The organism is candidate division KSB1 bacterium (assembly GCA_034521575.1).
Classification (GTDB): Bacteria; Zhuqueibacterota; Zhuqueibacteria; order Residuimicrobiales; family Krinioviventaceae; genus JAXHMJ01.
In genome coordinates, this window is record JAXHMJ010000003.1 from 79,434 (window position 1) to 97,867 (window position 18,434).

Annotated in this window: 18 protein-coding genes and 1 pseudogene; 14 read left to right on the plus strand and 5 right to left on the minus strand. The window is 46.8% G+C overall.

Going from position 1 to position 18,434, the window contains the following annotated elements:
• Window positions 1-3: 3 nt before the first annotated feature.
• From U5R06_08810 to U5R06_08830, 5 genes are all read left to right on the plus strand, one after another.
• Window positions 4-750 (plus strand): BamA/TamA family outer membrane protein, encoded by a 747-nt coding sequence (locus tag U5R06_08810; protein ID MDZ7722893.1) that lies wholly within the window; start codon window positions 4-6, stop codon window positions 748-750.
• A 60-nt stretch (window positions 751-810) separates the two neighbouring features.
• Window positions 811-1,389 carry a hypothetical protein gene (locus U5R06_08815; GenBank protein MDZ7722894.1) on the plus strand — a complete coding sequence of 193 codons (579 nt, stop codon included), beginning with the start codon at window positions 811-813 and terminating at the stop codon, window positions 1,387-1,389.
• A 501-nt stretch (window positions 1,390-1,890) separates the two neighbouring features.
• The gene (locus tag U5R06_08820) at window positions 1,891-3,060 is read left to right on the plus strand and encodes a hypothetical protein (GenBank protein MDZ7722895.1); all 1,170 of its coding nucleotides are present in this window, start codon (window positions 1,891-1,893) and stop codon (window positions 3,058-3,060) included.
• 178 nt (window positions 3,061-3,238) lie between these two features.
• Window positions 3,239-5,011 (plus strand): DEAD/DEAH box helicase, encoded by a 1,773-nt coding sequence (locus tag U5R06_08825; GenBank protein ID MDZ7722896.1) that lies wholly within the window; start codon window positions 3,239-3,241, stop codon window positions 5,009-5,011.
• On the plus strand, window positions 5,001-5,546 hold the full coding sequence (locus U5R06_08830) for a C-terminal helicase domain-containing protein (GenBank protein ID MDZ7722897.1): 546 nt from the start codon (window positions 5,001-5,003) through the stop codon (window positions 5,544-5,546). The genes U5R06_08825 and U5R06_08830 overlap by 11 nt, the downstream gene beginning before the upstream one ends.
• A gap of 163 nt (window positions 5,547-5,709) precedes the next feature.
• On the opposite strand, the gene U5R06_08835 is transcribed toward U5R06_08830, so the two are convergent.
• The 5 genes from U5R06_08835 to U5R06_08855 are packed head-to-tail and all read right to left on the minus strand — an operon-like array spanning window position 5,710 to window position 10,653.
• Window positions 5,710-6,573 carry an isocitrate/isopropylmalate family dehydrogenase gene (locus U5R06_08835; protein ID MDZ7722898.1) on the minus strand — a complete coding sequence of 288 codons (864 nt, stop codon included), beginning with the start codon at window positions 6,571-6,573 and terminating at the stop codon, window positions 5,710-5,712.
• The gene (locus tag U5R06_08840) at window positions 6,570-6,905 is read right to left on the minus strand and encodes a hypothetical protein (protein ID MDZ7722899.1); all 336 of its coding nucleotides are present in this window, start codon (window positions 6,903-6,905) and stop codon (window positions 6,570-6,572) included. Before U5R06_08840 ends, U5R06_08835 begins: the two co-directional genes overlap by 4 nt.
• A gap of 16 nt (window positions 6,906-6,921) precedes the next feature.
• Window positions 6,922-7,425, minus strand: coding sequence for a hypothetical protein (locus tag U5R06_08845; GenBank protein ID MDZ7722900.1), 504 nt, complete (start codon window positions 7,423-7,425; stop codon window positions 6,922-6,924).
• Complete coding sequence (locus tag U5R06_08850) at window positions 7,409-9,295, minus strand: gamma-glutamylcyclotransferase family protein (protein MDZ7722901.1); 1,887 nt, start codon at window positions 9,293-9,295, stop codon at window positions 7,409-7,411. Before U5R06_08850 ends, U5R06_08845 begins: the two co-directional genes overlap by 17 nt.
• Window positions 9,292-10,653 carry a 2-isopropylmalate synthase gene (locus tag U5R06_08855; GenBank protein ID MDZ7722902.1) on the minus strand — a complete coding sequence of 454 codons (1,362 nt, stop codon included), beginning with the start codon at window positions 10,651-10,653 and terminating at the stop codon, window positions 9,292-9,294. Before U5R06_08855 ends, U5R06_08850 begins: the two co-directional genes overlap by 4 nt.
• 535 nt (window positions 10,654-11,188) lie before the next feature.
• Between U5R06_08855 and U5R06_08860 the strand changes: the two genes are divergently transcribed.
• The 9 genes and pseudogenes from U5R06_08860 (at window position 11,189) to cysS (ending at window position 18,410) form a co-directional block, all read left to right on the plus strand.
• Window positions 11,189-11,644, plus strand: a complete 456-nt coding sequence (locus tag U5R06_08860; protein MDZ7722903.1) for an SPOR domain-containing protein — start codon at window positions 11,189-11,191, stop codon at window positions 11,642-11,644.
• Between the two features lie 187 nt (window positions 11,645-11,831).
• A complete protein-coding gene (locus U5R06_08865) occupies window positions 11,832-12,581 on the plus strand; it encodes a YebC/PmpR family DNA-binding transcriptional regulator (protein MDZ7722904.1) in 750 nt (249 codons plus the stop codon).
• Window position 12,582: 1 nt separating this feature from the next.
• The gene (ruvC, locus tag U5R06_08870) at window positions 12,583-13,077 is read left to right on the plus strand and encodes a crossover junction endodeoxyribonuclease RuvC (GenBank protein ID MDZ7722905.1); all 495 of its coding nucleotides are present in this window, start codon (window positions 12,583-12,585) and stop codon (window positions 13,075-13,077) included.
• Window positions 13,078-13,082: 5 nt separating this feature from the next.
• A complete protein-coding gene (gene ruvA, locus U5R06_08875; GenBank protein MDZ7722906.1) occupies window positions 13,083-13,688 on the plus strand; it encodes a Holliday junction branch migration protein RuvA in 606 nt (201 codons plus the stop codon).
• On the plus strand, window positions 13,688-14,713 hold the full coding sequence (gene ruvB / locus U5R06_08880; protein MDZ7722907.1) for a Holliday junction branch migration DNA helicase RuvB: 1,026 nt from the start codon (window positions 13,688-13,690) through the stop codon (window positions 14,711-14,713). Before ruvA ends, ruvB begins: the two co-directional genes overlap by 1 nt.
• 48 nt (window positions 14,714-14,761) lie before the next feature.
• A pseudogene (gene queA, locus U5R06_08885) lies at window positions 14,762-15,798 on the plus strand (tRNA preQ1(34) S-adenosylmethionine ribosyltransferase-isomerase QueA).
• A 10-nt stretch (window positions 15,799-15,808) separates the two neighbouring features.
• Window positions 15,809-16,501, plus strand: coding sequence for a 2-C-methyl-D-erythritol 4-phosphate cytidylyltransferase (ispD, locus tag U5R06_08890; GenBank protein ID MDZ7722908.1), 693 nt, complete (start codon window positions 15,809-15,811; stop codon window positions 16,499-16,501).
• Entirely contained in the window at window positions 16,498-16,983 is a 486-nt protein-coding gene (gene ispF / locus U5R06_08895; protein MDZ7722909.1) for a 2-C-methyl-D-erythritol 2,4-cyclodiphosphate synthase, read from the plus strand. Before ispD ends, ispF begins: the two co-directional genes overlap by 4 nt.
• The gene (gene cysS / locus U5R06_08900) at window positions 16,974-18,410 is read left to right on the plus strand and encodes a cysteine--tRNA ligase (GenBank protein MDZ7722910.1); all 1,437 of its coding nucleotides are present in this window, start codon (window positions 16,974-16,976) and stop codon (window positions 18,408-18,410) included. Before ispF ends, cysS begins: the two co-directional genes overlap by 10 nt.
• Window positions 18,411-18,434: the final 24 nt, after the last annotated feature.

An 18,434-nucleotide genomic window follows, 5' to 3' on the forward strand; every position in this document is an offset into this window, starting at 1 on the left:
TGAATCGGTAACGATACAAAAGAAGATAATGAAGAGAACTATACGCCCCGGATTTTCCAGGTCCGCGCCAACATGCAGCGGAAACTGTCCGCCGAGACCTATGTGGGTCTTAAAGCTAATTTAAAATATCACAAGATACTCACCATCGCGGATGGCGAATTTCAAAGCAGCGGCGATATTGTCGGCAGAGGAACCGGTACGGCATCCGGTTTGGGAGTGAGTCTGACCCGGGATACCCGGAACAATGTTTTTTATCCGTCTGCAGGGACGCTGTTTAAAATTGCAGTACAGCGATTCGACGGCCTGATTGGCAGCGATTATGATTTTACCCGATTGAGTGCTGATGTTCGCAGCTATCTCCGACCGTTCCAATCCCATATAATCGCCATCAATGGCTATGCGAGTTTCATGACCGGCAATCCGCCGTTTCATATGCTTTCCTTACTCGGCCAAGTTGGCGAACGAAACGTCATGCGCGGCTATTATCAGGGACGATATCGGGATAATAATATCCTTGTTTTGCAAACAGAGTATCGTATGCCGGTCTGGTGGCGTTTTGGCTGTGCTGTGTTTGGGGGTATTGGCGATGTGAGTCATAAAATGAGTGGATTAAAAAGGCGCCGCTGGTTTCCAGCGGGTAAATATTACGGCGAATTTTCTCTCACGCAGGCTCTGTATGGTTGTCCTTGTCAGTTGAGTCTGGGGAAAAGCGCTTTTTTCGGTTTAGCTGAAATTGTGGTTCAAAAATGATGTACGGGTGTAAATCGACAAATGAACAAGTCATGAACAAGAATGAGAAAGGACCCGAACATGATGAGAATGTTTTGTACCTTATTATGCCTGATAGGTCTGACCGCTTCAAGCCTTTTTTCGCAGTCTGAAAAAAAATGGTCACAATCGAATTACAGGCATTCAATAGAGACGAGTCCGTTGTCGCCATTGCTGCAAATGGCAGATAAAGGTATCTGGGGTATAAAGTATGAATATGCTTTGACACCACACGATGAGCTAAAGGTAGGTCTTGCCTATATGAACATTCATTTTGATGAAGGCAATACCAACTCACCCGGTTTGATCCTGGGATACCGCAGGTATGTGTGGAAAAAATTATACATAGAGTATGAATTATGGCCGTGTTATGATGCCTTTTATGAAAAAAACGAGGATACTTACTATCGGGGTTTCGATCTCTGGAATGAGTTTCGGCTTGGCTATCAGTTTAATTTCCAGATCAAAAAAGTGCCCATGTTCGTCAATGTCGCCTGGCCGTTTGGTTTCGGTCTCTATAGTATAAACAAACCCGACAGTTTTTATGACCGCATGAACCAGGGCTTTGGTGATAAATATTATTATCAATTTCCTTTGATATTTGTCGGTCTCAAGTTTTGAAATGAACTCAATGTGATCGGTTAATAATTAATTACACCTGATCTTTTAATTCAAGGAATGAAAACTGTGAACCGTAAAAATATTATTTCATTCTATTAGAGGGATACCGCGGATTTACCGTTGGAAAATTAATAACAAGCATTCGGGTAGAAAAATAAGATGGTGGACATCCGGGCATTGTAAAATCCTTGATCAGAAATGTGTTACGAATGATCGACGGTCTGCCGGCATTAAATATCGCTGGAATCATTTCCATATTGCTTTCACAGGAAAATGCCCGAATCGGAGACAAATTGGCCAAAACCCGGATTGTCAAACATCAATCAACCGAAAACCGGTCATCATGCTTTTAATACCGACGATCCCGCAAAGAGCGGTTTAAACCAGTCGGGGATTTTTTTGTACCATTGGGCCGTATGATGCGTAAAACAATCTGTGGCAAAGTCAAAGGCCTAAAAATCAAAAGTAAAATATATAAAAAATATCAGGTTTGGTGATCCTATGAAAACAGTGTTTTACAGTATTACTGTTGTTATGATACTGGTATCGTCCGGGTATTCAGCCGAGGTGGAGGATTATCTGCAGGTGCTGCGGGGTCAGGGACAGCAGCCGGCCGAATTTGTCAGGGAACAGCTGATACAGCATGATCTGTTAATTTTGGATGATGGACTGCATGCAGCGGTGGAGCCGTTTGAATTTATTACCGATTATTTACGTCAATATCCGCACAGTGTGGACGTGCTGTTTCTTGAAGTCATTCCCATCAATGTCCAGGCAGACATTGATTCGTTTATGCACTCAGAAGTTAGGGACACCATGCTGCTGGCGCCGGTGTTTCAGGAGGATTTTCGTTACGGTTGGCCGTACGAGACCTATCTGGATCTGTTCTGCGCGGTGTGGGAGATCAACCATGAATCCGATGCGGACATCCGCATTGTGGGCGTGAATCAGCCGATTTACTGGGAGGGACTGCACACCCGTGAGGATTATAACACATTCCAGAAAAGCTTGATCGGACGTGATTATTTCATGTACAAAACTATTTTGGGGCATATGAACGGGTTTGAATCCGGATTAAACGGTCTGTTTATGACCAATACCCGGCATGCCTACAAATGCATCCGGGATTCAGGCGGCGATATCTACTGGAATAGCGGTACCTTTTTTCACCAGTGGCATCCGGGACAAACCTTTTCCATCCGCTTTCATAATATGAGCCTGAACGTCAAAGCAGAAAAGAACATGGAAAACGCTTCAATGGAAGGAATGGATCGTCTGGTCTATGAATGGATTCGGCTGGACGATGGACGCTGGGATCAGGCCTTTGAACAAAACGCCAATCAGCCGGTGGCGGTGCCGTTTGAGGGGAACGGTTTCGGAGAGACAGCGTATACCGGCAATCATTCCGCGGATGCCCTGCCCAGACAGACGCAATACGATGCCTATGATGCGCTGATTTTTCTGAAACCGCTTGAAGAAACGCGGTTCAGCGCACACACCAAATTTTACTATACCGATGCGTTCAAAAAAGAGCTAAAACACCGGGTACGGGTGATGCATGGACATGATCTGGAAAGATTTTTGATCCAAAATAATGTTGAAACGGTCACCGGCTATGTGGAAAAGCTGTCGGAATACAGACCGGAGACCCCGAATCCACTGGTTGAATGATGTTCTTTTCATTGTCAGACGAGCTTGGACGTCTCAGGGGGATGAATACTTGGGGTTTGCTGTGTGTTTAGCTGTCCTAATTGCTTGTAAAAAAGAGTTTGCATTCCAGATTTGGTTTTATTAATTTTATACTAAAACTTGTAATAAATACTGCACCTGTAAAATCGGATATGGATCAATGGCTGATAAACAAGAGATTCCCCGCTCTACAAAAGTCCCTTATTATCGCAAACCCGCGGATTTAAACGTCGATGAATGGCAAACGGCTCTAAGGCGTCAGTTTGCTGAAAATCAGGAATTCGAAATCAGGAACAGGGGAGACCATCCGGTGTTTTCCGATTTTACGGTGTTTAATCCGGAATCCGGGAATACCTACAAGGTCTGTATTCGGGACAATGAACACAGCCATCATTTTTGCTCCTGCCCGGATTTCAGAACCAACGGTCTGGGCACCTGCAAGCATATCGAAAATGTGATTCTGACGCTTCAGAAAAATAAAAAAAATTGGACCTATTTTAATCAAACGCATCCCCAAGCTTATTCCTCTCTGAGTTTGTACTATGGGCATGAACGGCGTCTGCGCTTGAAAATCGGTGGGGAAAACGGCGGCGCTGTAAAGGAGGTTCTAAAACCTGTTATCGACCGCAAGGGATTTGTGAAACCGGAAAAACTGGCTGAACTTGAGCCTCTTATAGAAAAAGTTGTAGCGCTTGATCCTGATTTTAGAGTTTACCCGGATGTGTACGAATTCATACAGGGACACCAAAAGCAACGGCAACGCCGGCAACTGGCGCAAACCCTGTTCCCACAAGGTATTCAGAGTCCGGTGTTCGATGACTTGATCCGAACCCAACTCTACCCTTACCAAAAGGAAGCGGTGATCAAAACGTTTACTGCCGGCCGGGTTCTCGTCGCCGATGAAATGGGATTGGGCAAAACCGTTCAGGCGTTGGCTGCTGTGGAGCTGTTTGCGCGTTATTTAAATGTCAGGCAGGTACTGATTGTTTGCCCCACATCATTGAAATATCAGTGGCAAAAGGAAATCGAAAAATTTACCGGGCGTTCGTCTTTGGTGGTCGAGGGGCTGGTTCACAAACGCAAATCCCTGTATCAAGAACCTGAATTTTATAAAATCATCAGTTACGGCATCACGCGCAATGATCAAGAGTTGATCAAACACATGTCACCGGATCTGGTGATCATCGATGAAGCGCAGCGCATCAAAAACTGGCAAACCAAAACCGCCAAGGCGGTCAAACAGATCCAGTCATCTTATGCCCTGGTCCTGACCGGCACCCCCCTGGAAAACCGGCTTCAGGAACTGCATTCGATCGTCGAATTTATCGATATGTACAAACTGGGTCCATTGTTTCGGTTCCTGGACACTCATCAAACCACGGATGCTTTTGGAAAGATTATCGGTTACAAAAAGCTAAAATCCATCAACAAAACCCTGAAACCTATCCTTATTCGCCGTACCAAGACTGAAATCATTGATCAGCTGCCCGGCCGCATTGATAAAAACCTGTTTGTGGATATGACGAATGAACAGAAAAGCGATCATGATAACTATTATGAAGTTGTGTGCCGTCTGGTCACTAAATGGCGCAATCAGGGATTTCTTCGGGAAAAAGAACGTGAATATTTGCTAATCAACTTGTCCTGTATGCGTATGGTTGCGGATTCTACGTATATTCTCAATCAGGATGTACGTAATGATGTCAAAATCGATGAACTGATGTTTCTTCTAACTGAAATCCTGGAAACGCCGCAGAACAAAGTGGTGATATTCAGCGAATGGAAAAAGATGTTCGAGTTGGTGATCCTTGAACTTGAAAAACGCGGTATCGAATACGTGTATCTGCACGGCGGACTGTCACCCCGGCAGCGCAGGCATATCATCAGCCGCTATCATCAGGAGCCGAATCGTAAAGATATTTTTGTCCACTGATGCCGGCGGCCTGGGGTTGAACCTGCAATGTGCCAACATTGCCATCAATCTGGATTTGCCCTGGAATCCGGCCCGACTGGAGCAGCGAATTGCACGGGTTTATCGTCTGGGACAGAATCAGCATGCCTATATTTACAATTTTATTTCCAGAGATTCCATTGAAAACCGCATTTACCATTTGCTGGGATTCAAAAAATCCTTGTTCAGCGGCGCTTTGGACGGAGAAAAAGATACAGTCAGGCTGGATGACAAGCATATGGGCGGTTTTATGGAGACGGTGGAAACACTGACCCGCGAAGAGGCGCAGGACGATAAATCCACAGAAAAAAAGATAAAGAGTAAACCTCAACCGCGTTCAAAAGATAAAGCGAATCAACCTGATTCCGTTAGCCGGCCCGGGAAAAATCCGGTTACACGCAATGTTCACTCTCAACAAAAAAAGCAGCCACAACCGGCGGCAAAACAGCCGAAACGATCTCTGTTGCGTCGCATGGGGAAGATTGTCACGACATTTTTCAAATGGTTCAGACGGTAAATTTTATTACATTTATCTGTTAACTTGATTCTGGTATTAAGCCTTTTTCATTTCTTTGGTATTCTCATGAGATGAATACGTTGTTCTTTGATGAACATAACGTCCCATAGCTTTCGAGAGCAAATTAATATCCGCCCGGGATTGGGCCGGACGGATCATGCTTTTATCGTGTATAGGATTCGTAGCGTTTTTCAAGATTCGGGTCCTTGACCGTATCGAGAATATAATCGCAGAATTCGCGTCCGGTCACGCCGGTATCCCGACCGGTGATCTGATATTTCTTTTCATACTGCTGACAAATTTCAAGCGCCATTTCCAGTTTTTTGCCGCGTTCTGTGAAACCGATGTGATTGAGCATCATGGTGGCGGCGCGAATCAGGCTGGAGGGATCTGCATAGTGACCGCGTCCCTCTTTGATCATACGCGGCGCCGAGCCGTGGATGGCCTCAAACATGGCGTAGCGTTTGCCGATATTGGCGCTGCCGGCGGTGCCGACGCCGCCCTGGAATTCCGCTGCTTCGTCTGTCAAAATGTCTCCGTACAGATTGGGCAACACCATCACTTTGAATTGAGTCCGGCGTTTGGGATCAACCAGTTTTGCGGTCATGATATCGATATACCAGCCTTCCCAGTTGATGTCCGGATAGTCCTTGGCCAGGCGTTCCGCCGTTTCCAGAAACAGACCATCGGTGGTTTTCACCACATTGGCCTTGGTGACCACAGTTACAGAGTTGATGCTGTTCTTTTTCGCGTAATCGAACGCCATACGGATGATACGCTCTGCGCCCTGTTTGGTAATCACCTTGAAATCAATGGCCAGATCCTCCGTCACCTGAAGACCCTGGCTGCCCAGCACATAGGCGCCCTCTGTATTTTCACGAAAGAATACCCAGTCGATGCCCTGCGACGGTACCTTGACCGGCCGCACATTGGCAAACAGATCCAGTTCCCGGCGCATCGCCACATTGGCGCTTTCGATATTGGGGTAGGGACCGCCTTTTTCCGGAGTCGTCGTCGGCGCTTTCAGTCACATGACAGCGCTTGCAGTTCCTCGAGCACATCATCCGGAATGGCCTGCATATGTTTGACCCGGTTTTCGATGGTCAGCCCGTCGATTGTGCGGAATTCCAGTTTCCCGCTTTTGATTTCATCCTCCAAAAGATGCTGCAATACCCGTTCGGTGTCCTGCGATATGTTTGGACCAATCCCGTCTCCCCAACAAAATCCAACGGTGATCGGTTTTTCCTGGCTATAGTCGATCCAGTCTTTGGCCTGTTTCAGCTGTTCAACCCGGTCCAGCTGTGCTTTAACCAGATTTTGAAAATGCTGTGCAGCCCGATCCAGTATTTCATCGCTCATGATCAGTCCTCTTTTTTTAAGGTTCGTTATTTTCTGAACGGTCTTTTCGGTCGTGCCGATAAATATAAAAACGTTCCTTGAGTTCGTTCATGCGTTTTTGCAATTTTAGCTGTTCTTTCAAGTAGGTTCGTGCAAATTCGTTGCGGACCCTCGCAAATAAATCCCGGCACACCCGCAGCATATTGATCATATCTTTGTGTTCTCTGCTGCTTTCCGTAATGACCCGCCAAAGCTCTTTCTCAATGATGTCAAACGCCTGCTGAACTTCTTCCAGCGTATAGCCCTCATTGGAGCGTTTTTCTGCCAGATATCGAACATAGGAAAGCAAATCGTCGGGTTCATTGATTTTTAGATAATGTTCGACCTTGTGAATAAAATCTTCCTCGCGCTCCTGGTGGCGTTCAAAGTCGATGTTTTCATAATGGGACGGGGAGAGTTTCTGCAGCTGATTGCAAATTTTGATGATCATTTCGTCAAAATGTGCGCTGATTTCTTCAATCAGTTCAGTTTTTGGATTCATGGTATTTCTTGATCCGTTTGTTACGTCGGTTCAGACGTTCTTCTATTCTTCCGATGATGCGCATGGCATAATTTTCGTATGAGGTGTCGACTTTTTCCGATTCTGCCGTTAACCCTTTTTCAACGACCGCAACAAATTCATTAATCTCCGAATCGCTGAGCGGCGTTGGGGAAGCAGCCCATATTTTTAACTGTTCCTGAAGCGATTGTATTCCAGGATCATTCTCAATTTCCCGGCATCCCTGAAAAGGATAGGGATTGAGTTCCTGTTGAAAACCTTTCAGCGCCATAATCAACGGCTGATAGTCGTATTCGTAAAAAAGTCGTGGAAACTGATATTCCACCACAAACGACCATTTGCGTTCTTCGGGGTTTTTATGGTGTTTGTTCAGGCGTGAAAAAAGCATATTACCTTCTCTGGACATGATTTCATTGCGGTAAATTCTCATTTCACGCAAGTTTCCCTGAGCATCCTCGCGCAAATCACCGCCGAGAATCAAAAGGCATAAATAGTATTCTAATTTTTCAACTCGTTTAAAATGCTCCGTATCCGGGGCGCCGAAGGTTAAATGTACACTGTGCGGCCGGATATCCAGAAACCGTACCGCCAGATCAATGATCTGGGAAAGCACCCAGGGGTCCTGAGTGGCCGGCTTGGAAACGTCGCCCAGCAGTTTATAGCGTCCAAATGCGAGTTCCAGAAATCCGCGTGTGCGCGTATGTGTTGATGTCAAAAATCCATGATCATCCACATGCGCGCCCAGTTTCCAGCCGCGCCGCATCAAGTCAAAGTCGTAGAAATAATAAAAGGCATCAAACGTCGAGTCCTGGCCGGAGGACGCGCCAATGGCTCGATGCCCCAGATTTGAGAATTCGAGTTCTGCTCCCAGCGGAGTGAGGCCGATATGCCGGTTTTGGCGAATCCATTCCAGAATATGATCGCCTTTTTCCCGGCTGTAAAGCTCCTCGGTGATAAAGATGGCGCCCACTGCATAGTCTGTATACACCATATTGGTTTCCCAGTGATCAATGCCGAGCTGCATTATGGCCGCCTGAATCGCCTGATGGTTGTCAATAATAAGCTTCAGCGCCATAAGCGTGGACATGGTGTGTAAAAAATACGCGTCCGTCACCTTGACGTAAAAGCGATAATCGTTGCGGAAGCGTTCTTCCAGCCGACTGAAAATCATAAAAAACACAGAAAGCGACATGTATCGGTCCGCGTACGGCTGCGCTTCCGGTTCCCGGCGCAGCCAGTCCAGACGCGGAATGCTTGCTTTTTCAATTTCATGTTTGATGATAAACCAGGGCAGTCCGTAATCATGAAAATACTGTCGAATCAGACTGTGCACCTCTTCAGACAAGAGTTCCCGGGTTACTTTGACGGAAAGGGATTCGCGGTCATAACTGAGCAGATAATCAGCTTTGTTCTTTAAATAGCGATCAACGTTTTTTTCTACAAATTCTTCTACCCGATCACGTTCCTGAAAGCCTCGCTTCATATAGGGTTTGATTGCCTTGACAATTCCGATATAAATGAATGCGCGGATTTCATGATCATCCACCCGGACGGTTCCGATACGGCGTTCGTACAACGAACCTTCATTTTCATATTCATCCAGTATCTCGATGATTTCCGGCGTAATATTGTAAAGCAGCCGCCCTTTAATGGTGTAACCGCGCCAGGGCAGGGCGAACGGAAAACTTTTTTCGGGCTGTATGCGGCGATGGTTGAGCAGCACAGCCGGTTCGCTTTCGAAATGCCGGCCGGTGAGCAGCTGCAGATGATAGTCGCTGTTCAGAGAACCATAGACAAACAGCTTGTCTATGGCCTCTGCTGTATTGCCTCGTTGTTGCGGGGAATCACTCATGACTTGTTTTGATCGGCTTGCGGAAAATGTCGTTTAAATTGTTCGATCATTTCTTCTGGAGAAATGGCAGTGATTCTGCCTTTTCTGTACTGTTCTTCGACCCATTCAAAGATTTTGGCTACCTGGGGATTGCGTTTGTCGACTAGGGGCAGACCGTGTTGTTTCAGCTGTTGGTTCACCCAGAACCCCACGCCGGCAATGCCGGAGCGGTCTGTGATGTTGACGTCCAGTGGGCGGCCGAGAATTTTTCCGGTATCAAAAATGTTATAGATCTCTTCATTTTTAATCACACCGTCGGCATGAATACCTGCTTTGGTGACGTTGAAATGCTCGCCGACTAACGGAAAATTGGTGGGAATATGCGTCCCGATCTCTCTCATGTACTCGGCAATTTCATTGATGGCCAGCAAATCCATCCCTGCTGTATCGCCTTTAATCGAAGCGTATTCAATCGCCAGGGCCTCAATCGGCGAGTTACCGGTACGTTCACCAAATCCCATCAGGGAGCCGTTGACCGCGGAAACACCGGAATGCCAGGCGCAGAGTGAATTGGCATGGACTTTGTGGAAATCATTATGGCCGTGCCATTCCAGTTTTTCCGAGGGGATGCCCACTTCCTGCTGTAGATGATAGACAATTTTACGGATAGAGCGCGGCAGCGCCACACCGGGGAACGGATCACCGTATCCCATGGTGTCGCAGAGGCGGATTTTGATATTGAGTCCGCTTTTTTGGGAAAACTGCATCAATTCCTCTGCAAACGGAACCACCGTACCCCAGTAATCAGCTCGGGTCACATCTTCGAAATGACAGCGTACTGTTTCCAGTCCTGCGTCGGCTGCGGACTGGACAACGTTCATGAACTGTTCAAGAACCTGACGCCGGGTTTTACGGAATTTTAAAAAGATATGGTAATCAGAAATCGATGTCAGAATGCCGATTTCCTTGATCCCGACCTTGCGCGCCAGTTCAAAATCTTTGGGATTGGCGCGAATCCATGCCGTGACCTCGGGATAGCGGTATCCTTTGTTGCGGACCTCTTCCAGAATTTCCCGATCCTGATCGGAATAAATAAAAAATTCAGATTGACGAATGATACCGTTCGGGCCGGATAGACGATGCATCAGATCGAATAGTTTTGATACCTGCTCCGCTGAATACGGGGGCCGCGCCTGTTGGCCGTCGCGGAAGGTTGTATCTGTAATCCATATGTCTTTGGCTGGTTTTACATCAACTATTTTATTATCAAATACAGTTCTGGGTATTTCTGAATATGGAAAATATTCTCTCCAAAGATTAGGCTCTTGCACATCAACAAGGGGATGTTTGCGTTTCTTTGTTTTGTCGTTTGTGCTCATATGCCCTCCAAATTAATTTATAATGTTATTCCGTGATTATCGAGTTAACAGACCTCGATCAGACCATTCAGAGTTTTACGTGCAGGAAAGTTATAGAATTCGACCAAGCGGTCGGTCGTCTGATAGAAGAGGATAGAGAATCCATACCGCAGGGACCGTGCCGCCCCCGGAACGATATGAGGTCAAACGTAGATGGGGAGGGGCAAGCAAACCACGGCCTTTGGATGTTGCGGTCAAGGCGCGCGCAAACCGTTCCGTTGGATGGCTTGAAAAAATGATTTGCTTTAGTAACAACCCGTTCTCCCAAAAAATAAGTTTATATGCTTTAAATAATACGTTGTTTTTTAACAAAAGTCAAGATTTAAAATAATCTCTGTTGATTTTCATATTCTTTTTCTCTAATTTAAGGGTGTAAAATATCAACGTACAGGAGATTTGTATGATGTTCCGGTTGTGTGTGTGTTCAGCTCTGTCTATGCTTTTATTCTATTGTGCGGGTCCGTCTAACCTGCAGCAACTTCAGCAACGACAAGATGTGAAAAGTAAAAAACAGCAGAAAAAGCTGAATGAATCGTTTGATCCGACCAGTCTTGATGACTATGAAAAAGATTGGGGACGTAAAGAGTCACCGGATCTTGAGACGGTCAATATTGAGCAGCTGTTAAAAGGTCGGTCTACAGCTGAGGCTTTAAACGAGTCACAAAAAGTATCCGGGTACCGTGTTCAGTTAATCGCCACACGTGATGAAAAAGAGGCTCATGCCGTCATGCGCGAAGCGATTCTCACCTTTGAATATCGGGTATACCGCACCTTTGACGATCCTTATTACAAGGTCCGCATCGGTGATTTTGTGTCTCGAATGAAAGCCGATCAGGTGCGAGAGCAGGCCATACAGAATGATTATCTCGAAGCCTGGGTTGTGCGGGAACGTGTCTGGAAAGGAGAACCGCTTGAGACAACCGAGGCAGAGGCGGATACAACAGGTATATAGTTGGATTTTGAATACTGCGGCGTATAAAGGGCTCAATTTTTTTGTTGAAATTGAGCCTTTTTTTTAGTATATTCCAGACTTGTAAGCTTTATTCTTGATAAATTGTACACGGATGCAGAATATAGATTAGCAATAAACCCCATCTCGGAACCTGCAGGTGTGGGTTTTTATTTTTACAGGAGGTTGCATGTCAGGACATTCAAAATGGAGTACCATTAAAAGAAAAAAAGCAGCCAAGGATGCACAAAAAGGACGTGTTTTTACGCGGCTGATTCGTGAGATCACGGTGGCTGCCAAGGAAGGCGGCGGTGATGAGGAATCGAATCCTCGTTTGAGAACAGCCGTTCAGGATGCCAAGGCTGCCAATATGCCGGTTTCTAATATAGAAAAGGCGATTAAAAAAGGCACCGGAGAGCTTCCCGGTGTCAGTTATGAAGAGGTGGTATATGAAGGGTATGCTCCGGGCGGTGTGGCATTGTATATGCAAACTCTGACTGACAACAAGAACCGTACCGTTGCAGAAATTCGTCATATTTTGTCCAAACACGGCGGCAGTCTGGGTGAAAGCGGCAGTGTGGGATGGATGTTTACCAAGCTCGGTGTGATCAATGTGCCCGCGGATTCTATTTCAGAAGATGATTTGATGATGATGGCTCTGGACGCGGGGGCCGAGGATATTGAGAATGATCCGGATTATTTTATTGTCAAAACAGATCCCGGTGATCTCTCGGATGTTAAAAGTGCGCTGGATGAAAACGGGTTAAAATATATAGACAGCAAAATAATCATGGAACCCCAGAATACGGTAGCTGTGGAAGGCAAGGAAGCGGAACAGGTTTTAAAGCTGATGGATGCTTTGGAAGACCAGGATGATATGCAAAATATTTACGCCAACTTTGATATTGATGACAGTGTGATCGAGGAGTACAACTCCTGAGATGATTGTTCTGGGTATTGATCCCGGGAGCGCGGTTACGGGATATGGTGTTATTGATACAGAGCGAAAAAAGTTAAAATGCGTGACGTACGGTGCAATTCGCACGCCGCATGAAAAAGATCTGGCAGACAAATTAAAAATCATCTATGGTTCCCTGGATGAACTGATCCGTGAATATAATCCTCGGGATATCGCTCTGGAAGATGTGTTCTTTGGTCAAAATATACAATCTGCTCTCAAGTTGGGTCAAGCCCGGGGAGCGGCGATACTTGCCGCTGCGAATAATGAGAAACCCGTATTCACTTATGCCGCCCGCGCTGTAAAACAGGCTTTGACCGGTAATGGCGCTGCATCCAAAGAGCAGGTACAGAGAATGATACAGTCGCTTTTGCGCTTTCAGGAGCCGGTGCGACCGTTGGATGCATCAGATGCTTTGGCCATTGCCGTTTGTCATGCCCGAAGACGTGAGATGCATGAACTTTTTTCTAAATTGTAGGCCCTATGATCTCTTTTATTCGCGGTTTGCTGATTGAAAAACAACCGACGTTTGCCCTCCTCGAAACAGGTGGTATCGGTTATGAAATTTCCATACCTGTCTCTACTTACCAGGTATTGGGAGAGGTGGGTCATGAATCGCAACTGCATACGTATTTGCATGTACGTGAAGATGCGATGAACCTGTTCGGCTTTTCAACGATTGAGGAAAGACAGTTATTTCTGGACTTGTTGTCTGTATCCGGCATAGGCCCAAAGCTGGCATTGACAATTCTATCCAAAAGTCACGTTCAGCAGATTTATCAGAATATTGCGGATGGAAATGAAAGCAGTCTGGTCAAAATTAAAGGTCTGGGTAAAAAAACAGCACAGCGGCTGATATTGGATTTGAAAGACCGTGCTTTGAATAAAGTGCAGAAGCGCGCTCCGGCGCCGGATTCCACAATGGACCTGAAATCGGAAACCGAAGAGCAGAGTGTTCGGGCAATGATGTCTCTGGGGTATACACGCTCGGAGGCGGAAAAAGCGATCATGCGCGCTGCGGGTGTAAAAGGTTCCCTGGCCAGTGTTGAAGAATTGATACGTATTGCACTTGGCGGGGAATCGAACTGATGACAGACGAACGTTATATTGACCCAAACCCGATGCAAGGGGATAACGATCTTGATTTGACCTTGAGGCCGACGCGTTTGAGCGAGTTTGTCGGGCATGAAAAGCTAAAATCAAATCTTTCGGTCTTTATCAAAGCTGCACTTGAGCGTCGGGAATCTCTGGACCATGTGATATTTCACGGTCCTCCGGGGTTGGGAAAAACAACCCTGGCTAATGTGATTGCCCGCGAGATGGGCAGTGAAATTCGCACCACATCCGGTCCGGCTCTGGAACGGCCGGCTGACCTGGCCGGAATCTTGACCAATCTGGGTGAGCGTGATGTGTTGTTTATCGACGAGATTCATCGTCTCAATCGGGTGATCGAAGAATATCTGTATCCGGCCATGGAGGACTTTACGCTGGATATCATAATTGACAAGGGCGCCAATGCCCGCACCGTGCAGCTGTCTCTTCCGCGCTTTACGCTGGTGGGCGCGACTACGCGAGCCGGACTGGTAACGTCTCCGCTGCGCGCACGTTTTGGCGTTTCCTTTCGTCTGGATTTTTACAAAGCCGATTCCCTGCGGATGATTGTTGAGCGTTCCGCAAGGATTCTCGGAATCGGTATTGATTCGGATGCAGCTCTGGAAATTGCCAGACGATCGCGCGGCACGCCGAGAATTGCAAACCGGCTGCTGCGCCGAATTCGCGACTTTGCACAAATCGCCGGCAAAGAACAAGTTGATCTCCCGTCGGCCCGGGATGCGCTTTCCAGGCTGGAAGTGGACAGCCACGGTCTGGATGATATGGACAAACGTATACTTTTGGCCCTGATTGAAAAGTTTGCAGGCGGCCCGGTGGGATTGAGTACATTGGCCATGTCCATCGGTGAAGAAGGTGATACCATCGAAGAGGTGTATGAGCCCTTTTTGATTCAGATGGGCTTTATCAATCGGACTCCGCGCGGCCGAATCGCAACAGAACGCGCCTACAAGCATTTTAATAAAGAGAAAACAATATCGTCCCAGCGCGACCTTTTTAATTAAAGCGCTGGAAATTTTATATACACTATACATAATGGAGGTTTACGCCCCATGAAACTATCGGATTTTAAATACACATTGCCTGAAGAATTGATTGCACAGTATCCCAGTAAAAAACGAGACGAGTGCCGGCTGATGGTGCTGGACCGTGAAACCGGAAATACAGACCATAAAAAATTCAGAGATGTGGTCGATTATATGCAAAACGGGGATACTCTGGTCGTTAATGAAACACAAGTGTTTCCCGCACGTCTGGAGGGAACCAAAGATAAAACCGACGCCAAGGTTGAGGTTTTTCTGCTTCGGGAACTTGAACATTCACAAGGTCTTTGGGAAGTATTTGGTCAAACCGGCTCGCAAAGTACGGGTGGGCAATCGTTTGACTATCGGCAATGTGCTGTCCTGCGATGTGATTGATAATACAGTATCAGGCGGCCGAGTGGTGCGCTTTAATGATATTGACAATTTTTATCAGCGGGTGGATGAACTTGGAAAATCGCCGCTGCCGCCTTATATCAAACGTGAACCGGAGCCTATGGATAAAGACCGCTATCAGACTGTTTATGCAAAACGGCGGGGCGCGGTTGCAGCTCCGACTGCCGGACTGCACTTTACCGAAGGACTTTTGAAAAAACTGGGAGAAAAAGGGTGTAACGGTAGTGCCCGTTGTGCTGCATCTCGGACTCGGCAGTTTTCGGCCTGTCGTGGTGGAAGATTTGGGGCGTCATAAAATGGATTCAGAGTATTATGAGATTCCCCAAGAAACCGTGGATGCGGTGAATGAAAGCAAACGCAACAATAAAAAAGTATTTGGAGTGGGCACCAGTGTGGTGCGCACCTTGGAAACCAGTGTAACTTCGGAAGGATGGTCCAAGGCGTCCAGTGGGTGGACGGATAAATTTATTTATCCGCCGTATGATTTCCACATTATCGATGCGCTGATTACCAATTTTCATTTGCCTGACTCGACTTTGTTGATGCTTGTATCTGCATTTGCGTCCACCTCGATGATTTTCAATGCCTACAAAGAGGCGATCAAAGAAAAGTATCAGTTTTACAGTTATGGCGACGCCATGCTGATCAAATAGCAGAAGGATTATGCACAAGACTGCAATTATTGTAGCCGCAGGCTCCGGGCAAAGAATGCGGTGTAAAACGCCCAAACAGTTTATCGAAATCGCAGGCAAACCCATCCTGCAGCATACGCTTCAGGTGTTTGAGAGCTGTGATGATATTGATGATATTTTGGTGGTTCTGCCCCCGGAATGGGTGAGTGTTTATGACCCGATCTTTAGGTCCGATTGGAAAATCAGCAAACTGATGCAAACAGTCGCGGGAGCCGGTCAGCGTCACTTGTCTGTGTGGAACGGATTGCAGGCTTTACCGGATGATACAGAGATTGTTATCATTCATGACGGTGTAAGACCCCTGATCACGCGCGATATCATCCGAAACAGTATTTATACCGCGGCCAGAGACGGCGCTGCAGTCGTTGGTGTGCAGTCCAAAGATACGATAAAACGGGTTAAAGATACCCGGATTGTCGAAACGATTCCACGCGATGATTTGATCCTGGTGCAGACACCGCAAACTTTTCGCAAGGATGTGATTTTAGCAGCCAACCGGTCTGCGTTCGACACCGATCGATTCAGTACGGATGATGCGGCGCTGGCGGAAATGGCCGGATATCCGGTGACCCTGGTGCCGGGCATCTGGACAAATATTAAAATAACATCACCTGAAGATCTAAAGGTGGCCGAATGGCTGCTCAGAGAACGGAGCCAAGAATGAGAATCGGACAAGGCTTTGATGTGCACAGGTTCATCAAGGGACGCCCGCTGATCCTGGGCGGTGTGACTGTTCCGCATGATCGGGGTCTGCAGGGACATTCGGATGCGGATGTGTTGGTACATGCCGTTAACGACGCGCTGCTCGGCGCTGCCGCTCTCGGTGATATTGGTCAGCATTTCCCGGATTCTGATAACCGGTATGCGAATATCTCCAGCCTGCGTCTGTTGCAGCAGGTCGATGAACTCTTGAAAGAACGCAAGTACAGAATCCTAAATATCGACAGCACTCTGATTATGCAGCAGCCCAAGGTTTTCAGTTATGTGGATAAAATGCGTGAAACGATATCTGATGTGCTGAACATATCGATTGATCTTGTGTCGGTCAAGGCCACGACAACAGAAAAACTCGGATTTACAGGACGCGAAGAAGGTGTTGCCGCTATGGCAGTCGCGTTAATTGAAAAGGAATCATCATGTCATTAAAAATATTTAACAGCCTGGGACGGGAACTGCAGGAATTCGAGCCGATTATCAAAGGACGCGTGCATATATATGTCTGCGGCCCGACTGTCTACGACTATCCGCATATCGGTCATGCCAAGAGCTATATTTCATTTGACGTGGTTGTCCGTTATTTTCGCTATCTCGGGTACAAGGTCCGCTATGTGCAGAATATTACTGATGTGGGCCACCTCTTGGATGACGGGGAGGACCGTATACTAAAGGGCGCCAAACGCGAAAAACTGGAGCCTATGGAGCTGGTGGAACGCTATACGCGCGCCTATTTTGATGCTATGGATGCTCTCAATGTCCTCAGGCCGGATATTTCTCCGCATGCAGCCGGCCACATCCCCGAACAGATAGAATGGGTGGAAACTTTGCTCGAAAAGGGATATGCTTATAACGTAAAGGGGTCGGTTTATTTTGATATATCGAAATGGCCCGGATACGGCAAGCTATCCGGCCGCAAAGTCGATGACCAGCAGGCCGGAGCCCGTCTGGATGTGAACACTGAAAAAAAACATCCTGCGGATTTTGCTCTGTGGAAAAAAGCCGAGCCGGAACATATCATGCAATGGAAGAGTCCCTGGGGGATGGGCTATCCGGGGTGGCATCTGGAATGTTCCACGATGTCGACAAAATATCTGGGAGAAACATTTGATATTCACGGCGGCGGACTCGATAACCAGTTCCCGCATCATGAATGCGAAATTGCTCAGGCAGAGGCGGCTACGGAAAAACCGTTTGCCCGATACTGGATGCACAATAATATGGTGCTGGTGGACGGCAATAAAATGTCAAAATCGCTCGGAAATTTTACGACCCTGTCCGAGGCCCTGGAACAATTTTCCGGCACCCAAATCCGTTTCTTTATTCTTCAGACTCATTACCGCAGTCCTGTGGATTTTACGCAAGAGGCTGTTTACGCTGCCGCGCAGGGATTAAGCAAGCTTCAGAATACAATGCGCGTTCTGAATGAGGCTCTTAATTCTGCTCAACAGGGTAAAGCGGAACAAAATATCATCGATCGCGTTTCAAAACATCGTCAGGCGTTCGAAGCGGAAATGAATAATGATTTCAACACGCCTTCTGCGATTGGAATGCTGTTCGAATTCTCAAAAGAGATCAACAAATGGCTCGATCAGAATGACCTGTCTCGGGAGACCTTGTCAGTTATTCAGCAGGCTTACTATAGTCTGGGTGAAGATGTTCTTGGAATTCTGAGTTCAGCGGAGCAAAATTCGATGCAGGCGACACCGTTTATTGATATGTTGGTGAATTTGAGAAAAGATCTGCGCGAACAGAAAAACTGGGAATTGGCGGACTGGATTCGGGATAACTTGCAGGAAAACGGCGTGGAAATCCGGGATAGCAAGCAGGGAACACGCTATAGGATAAAAAATTTATGAAATTTTCAAAAAATATCTTGATTT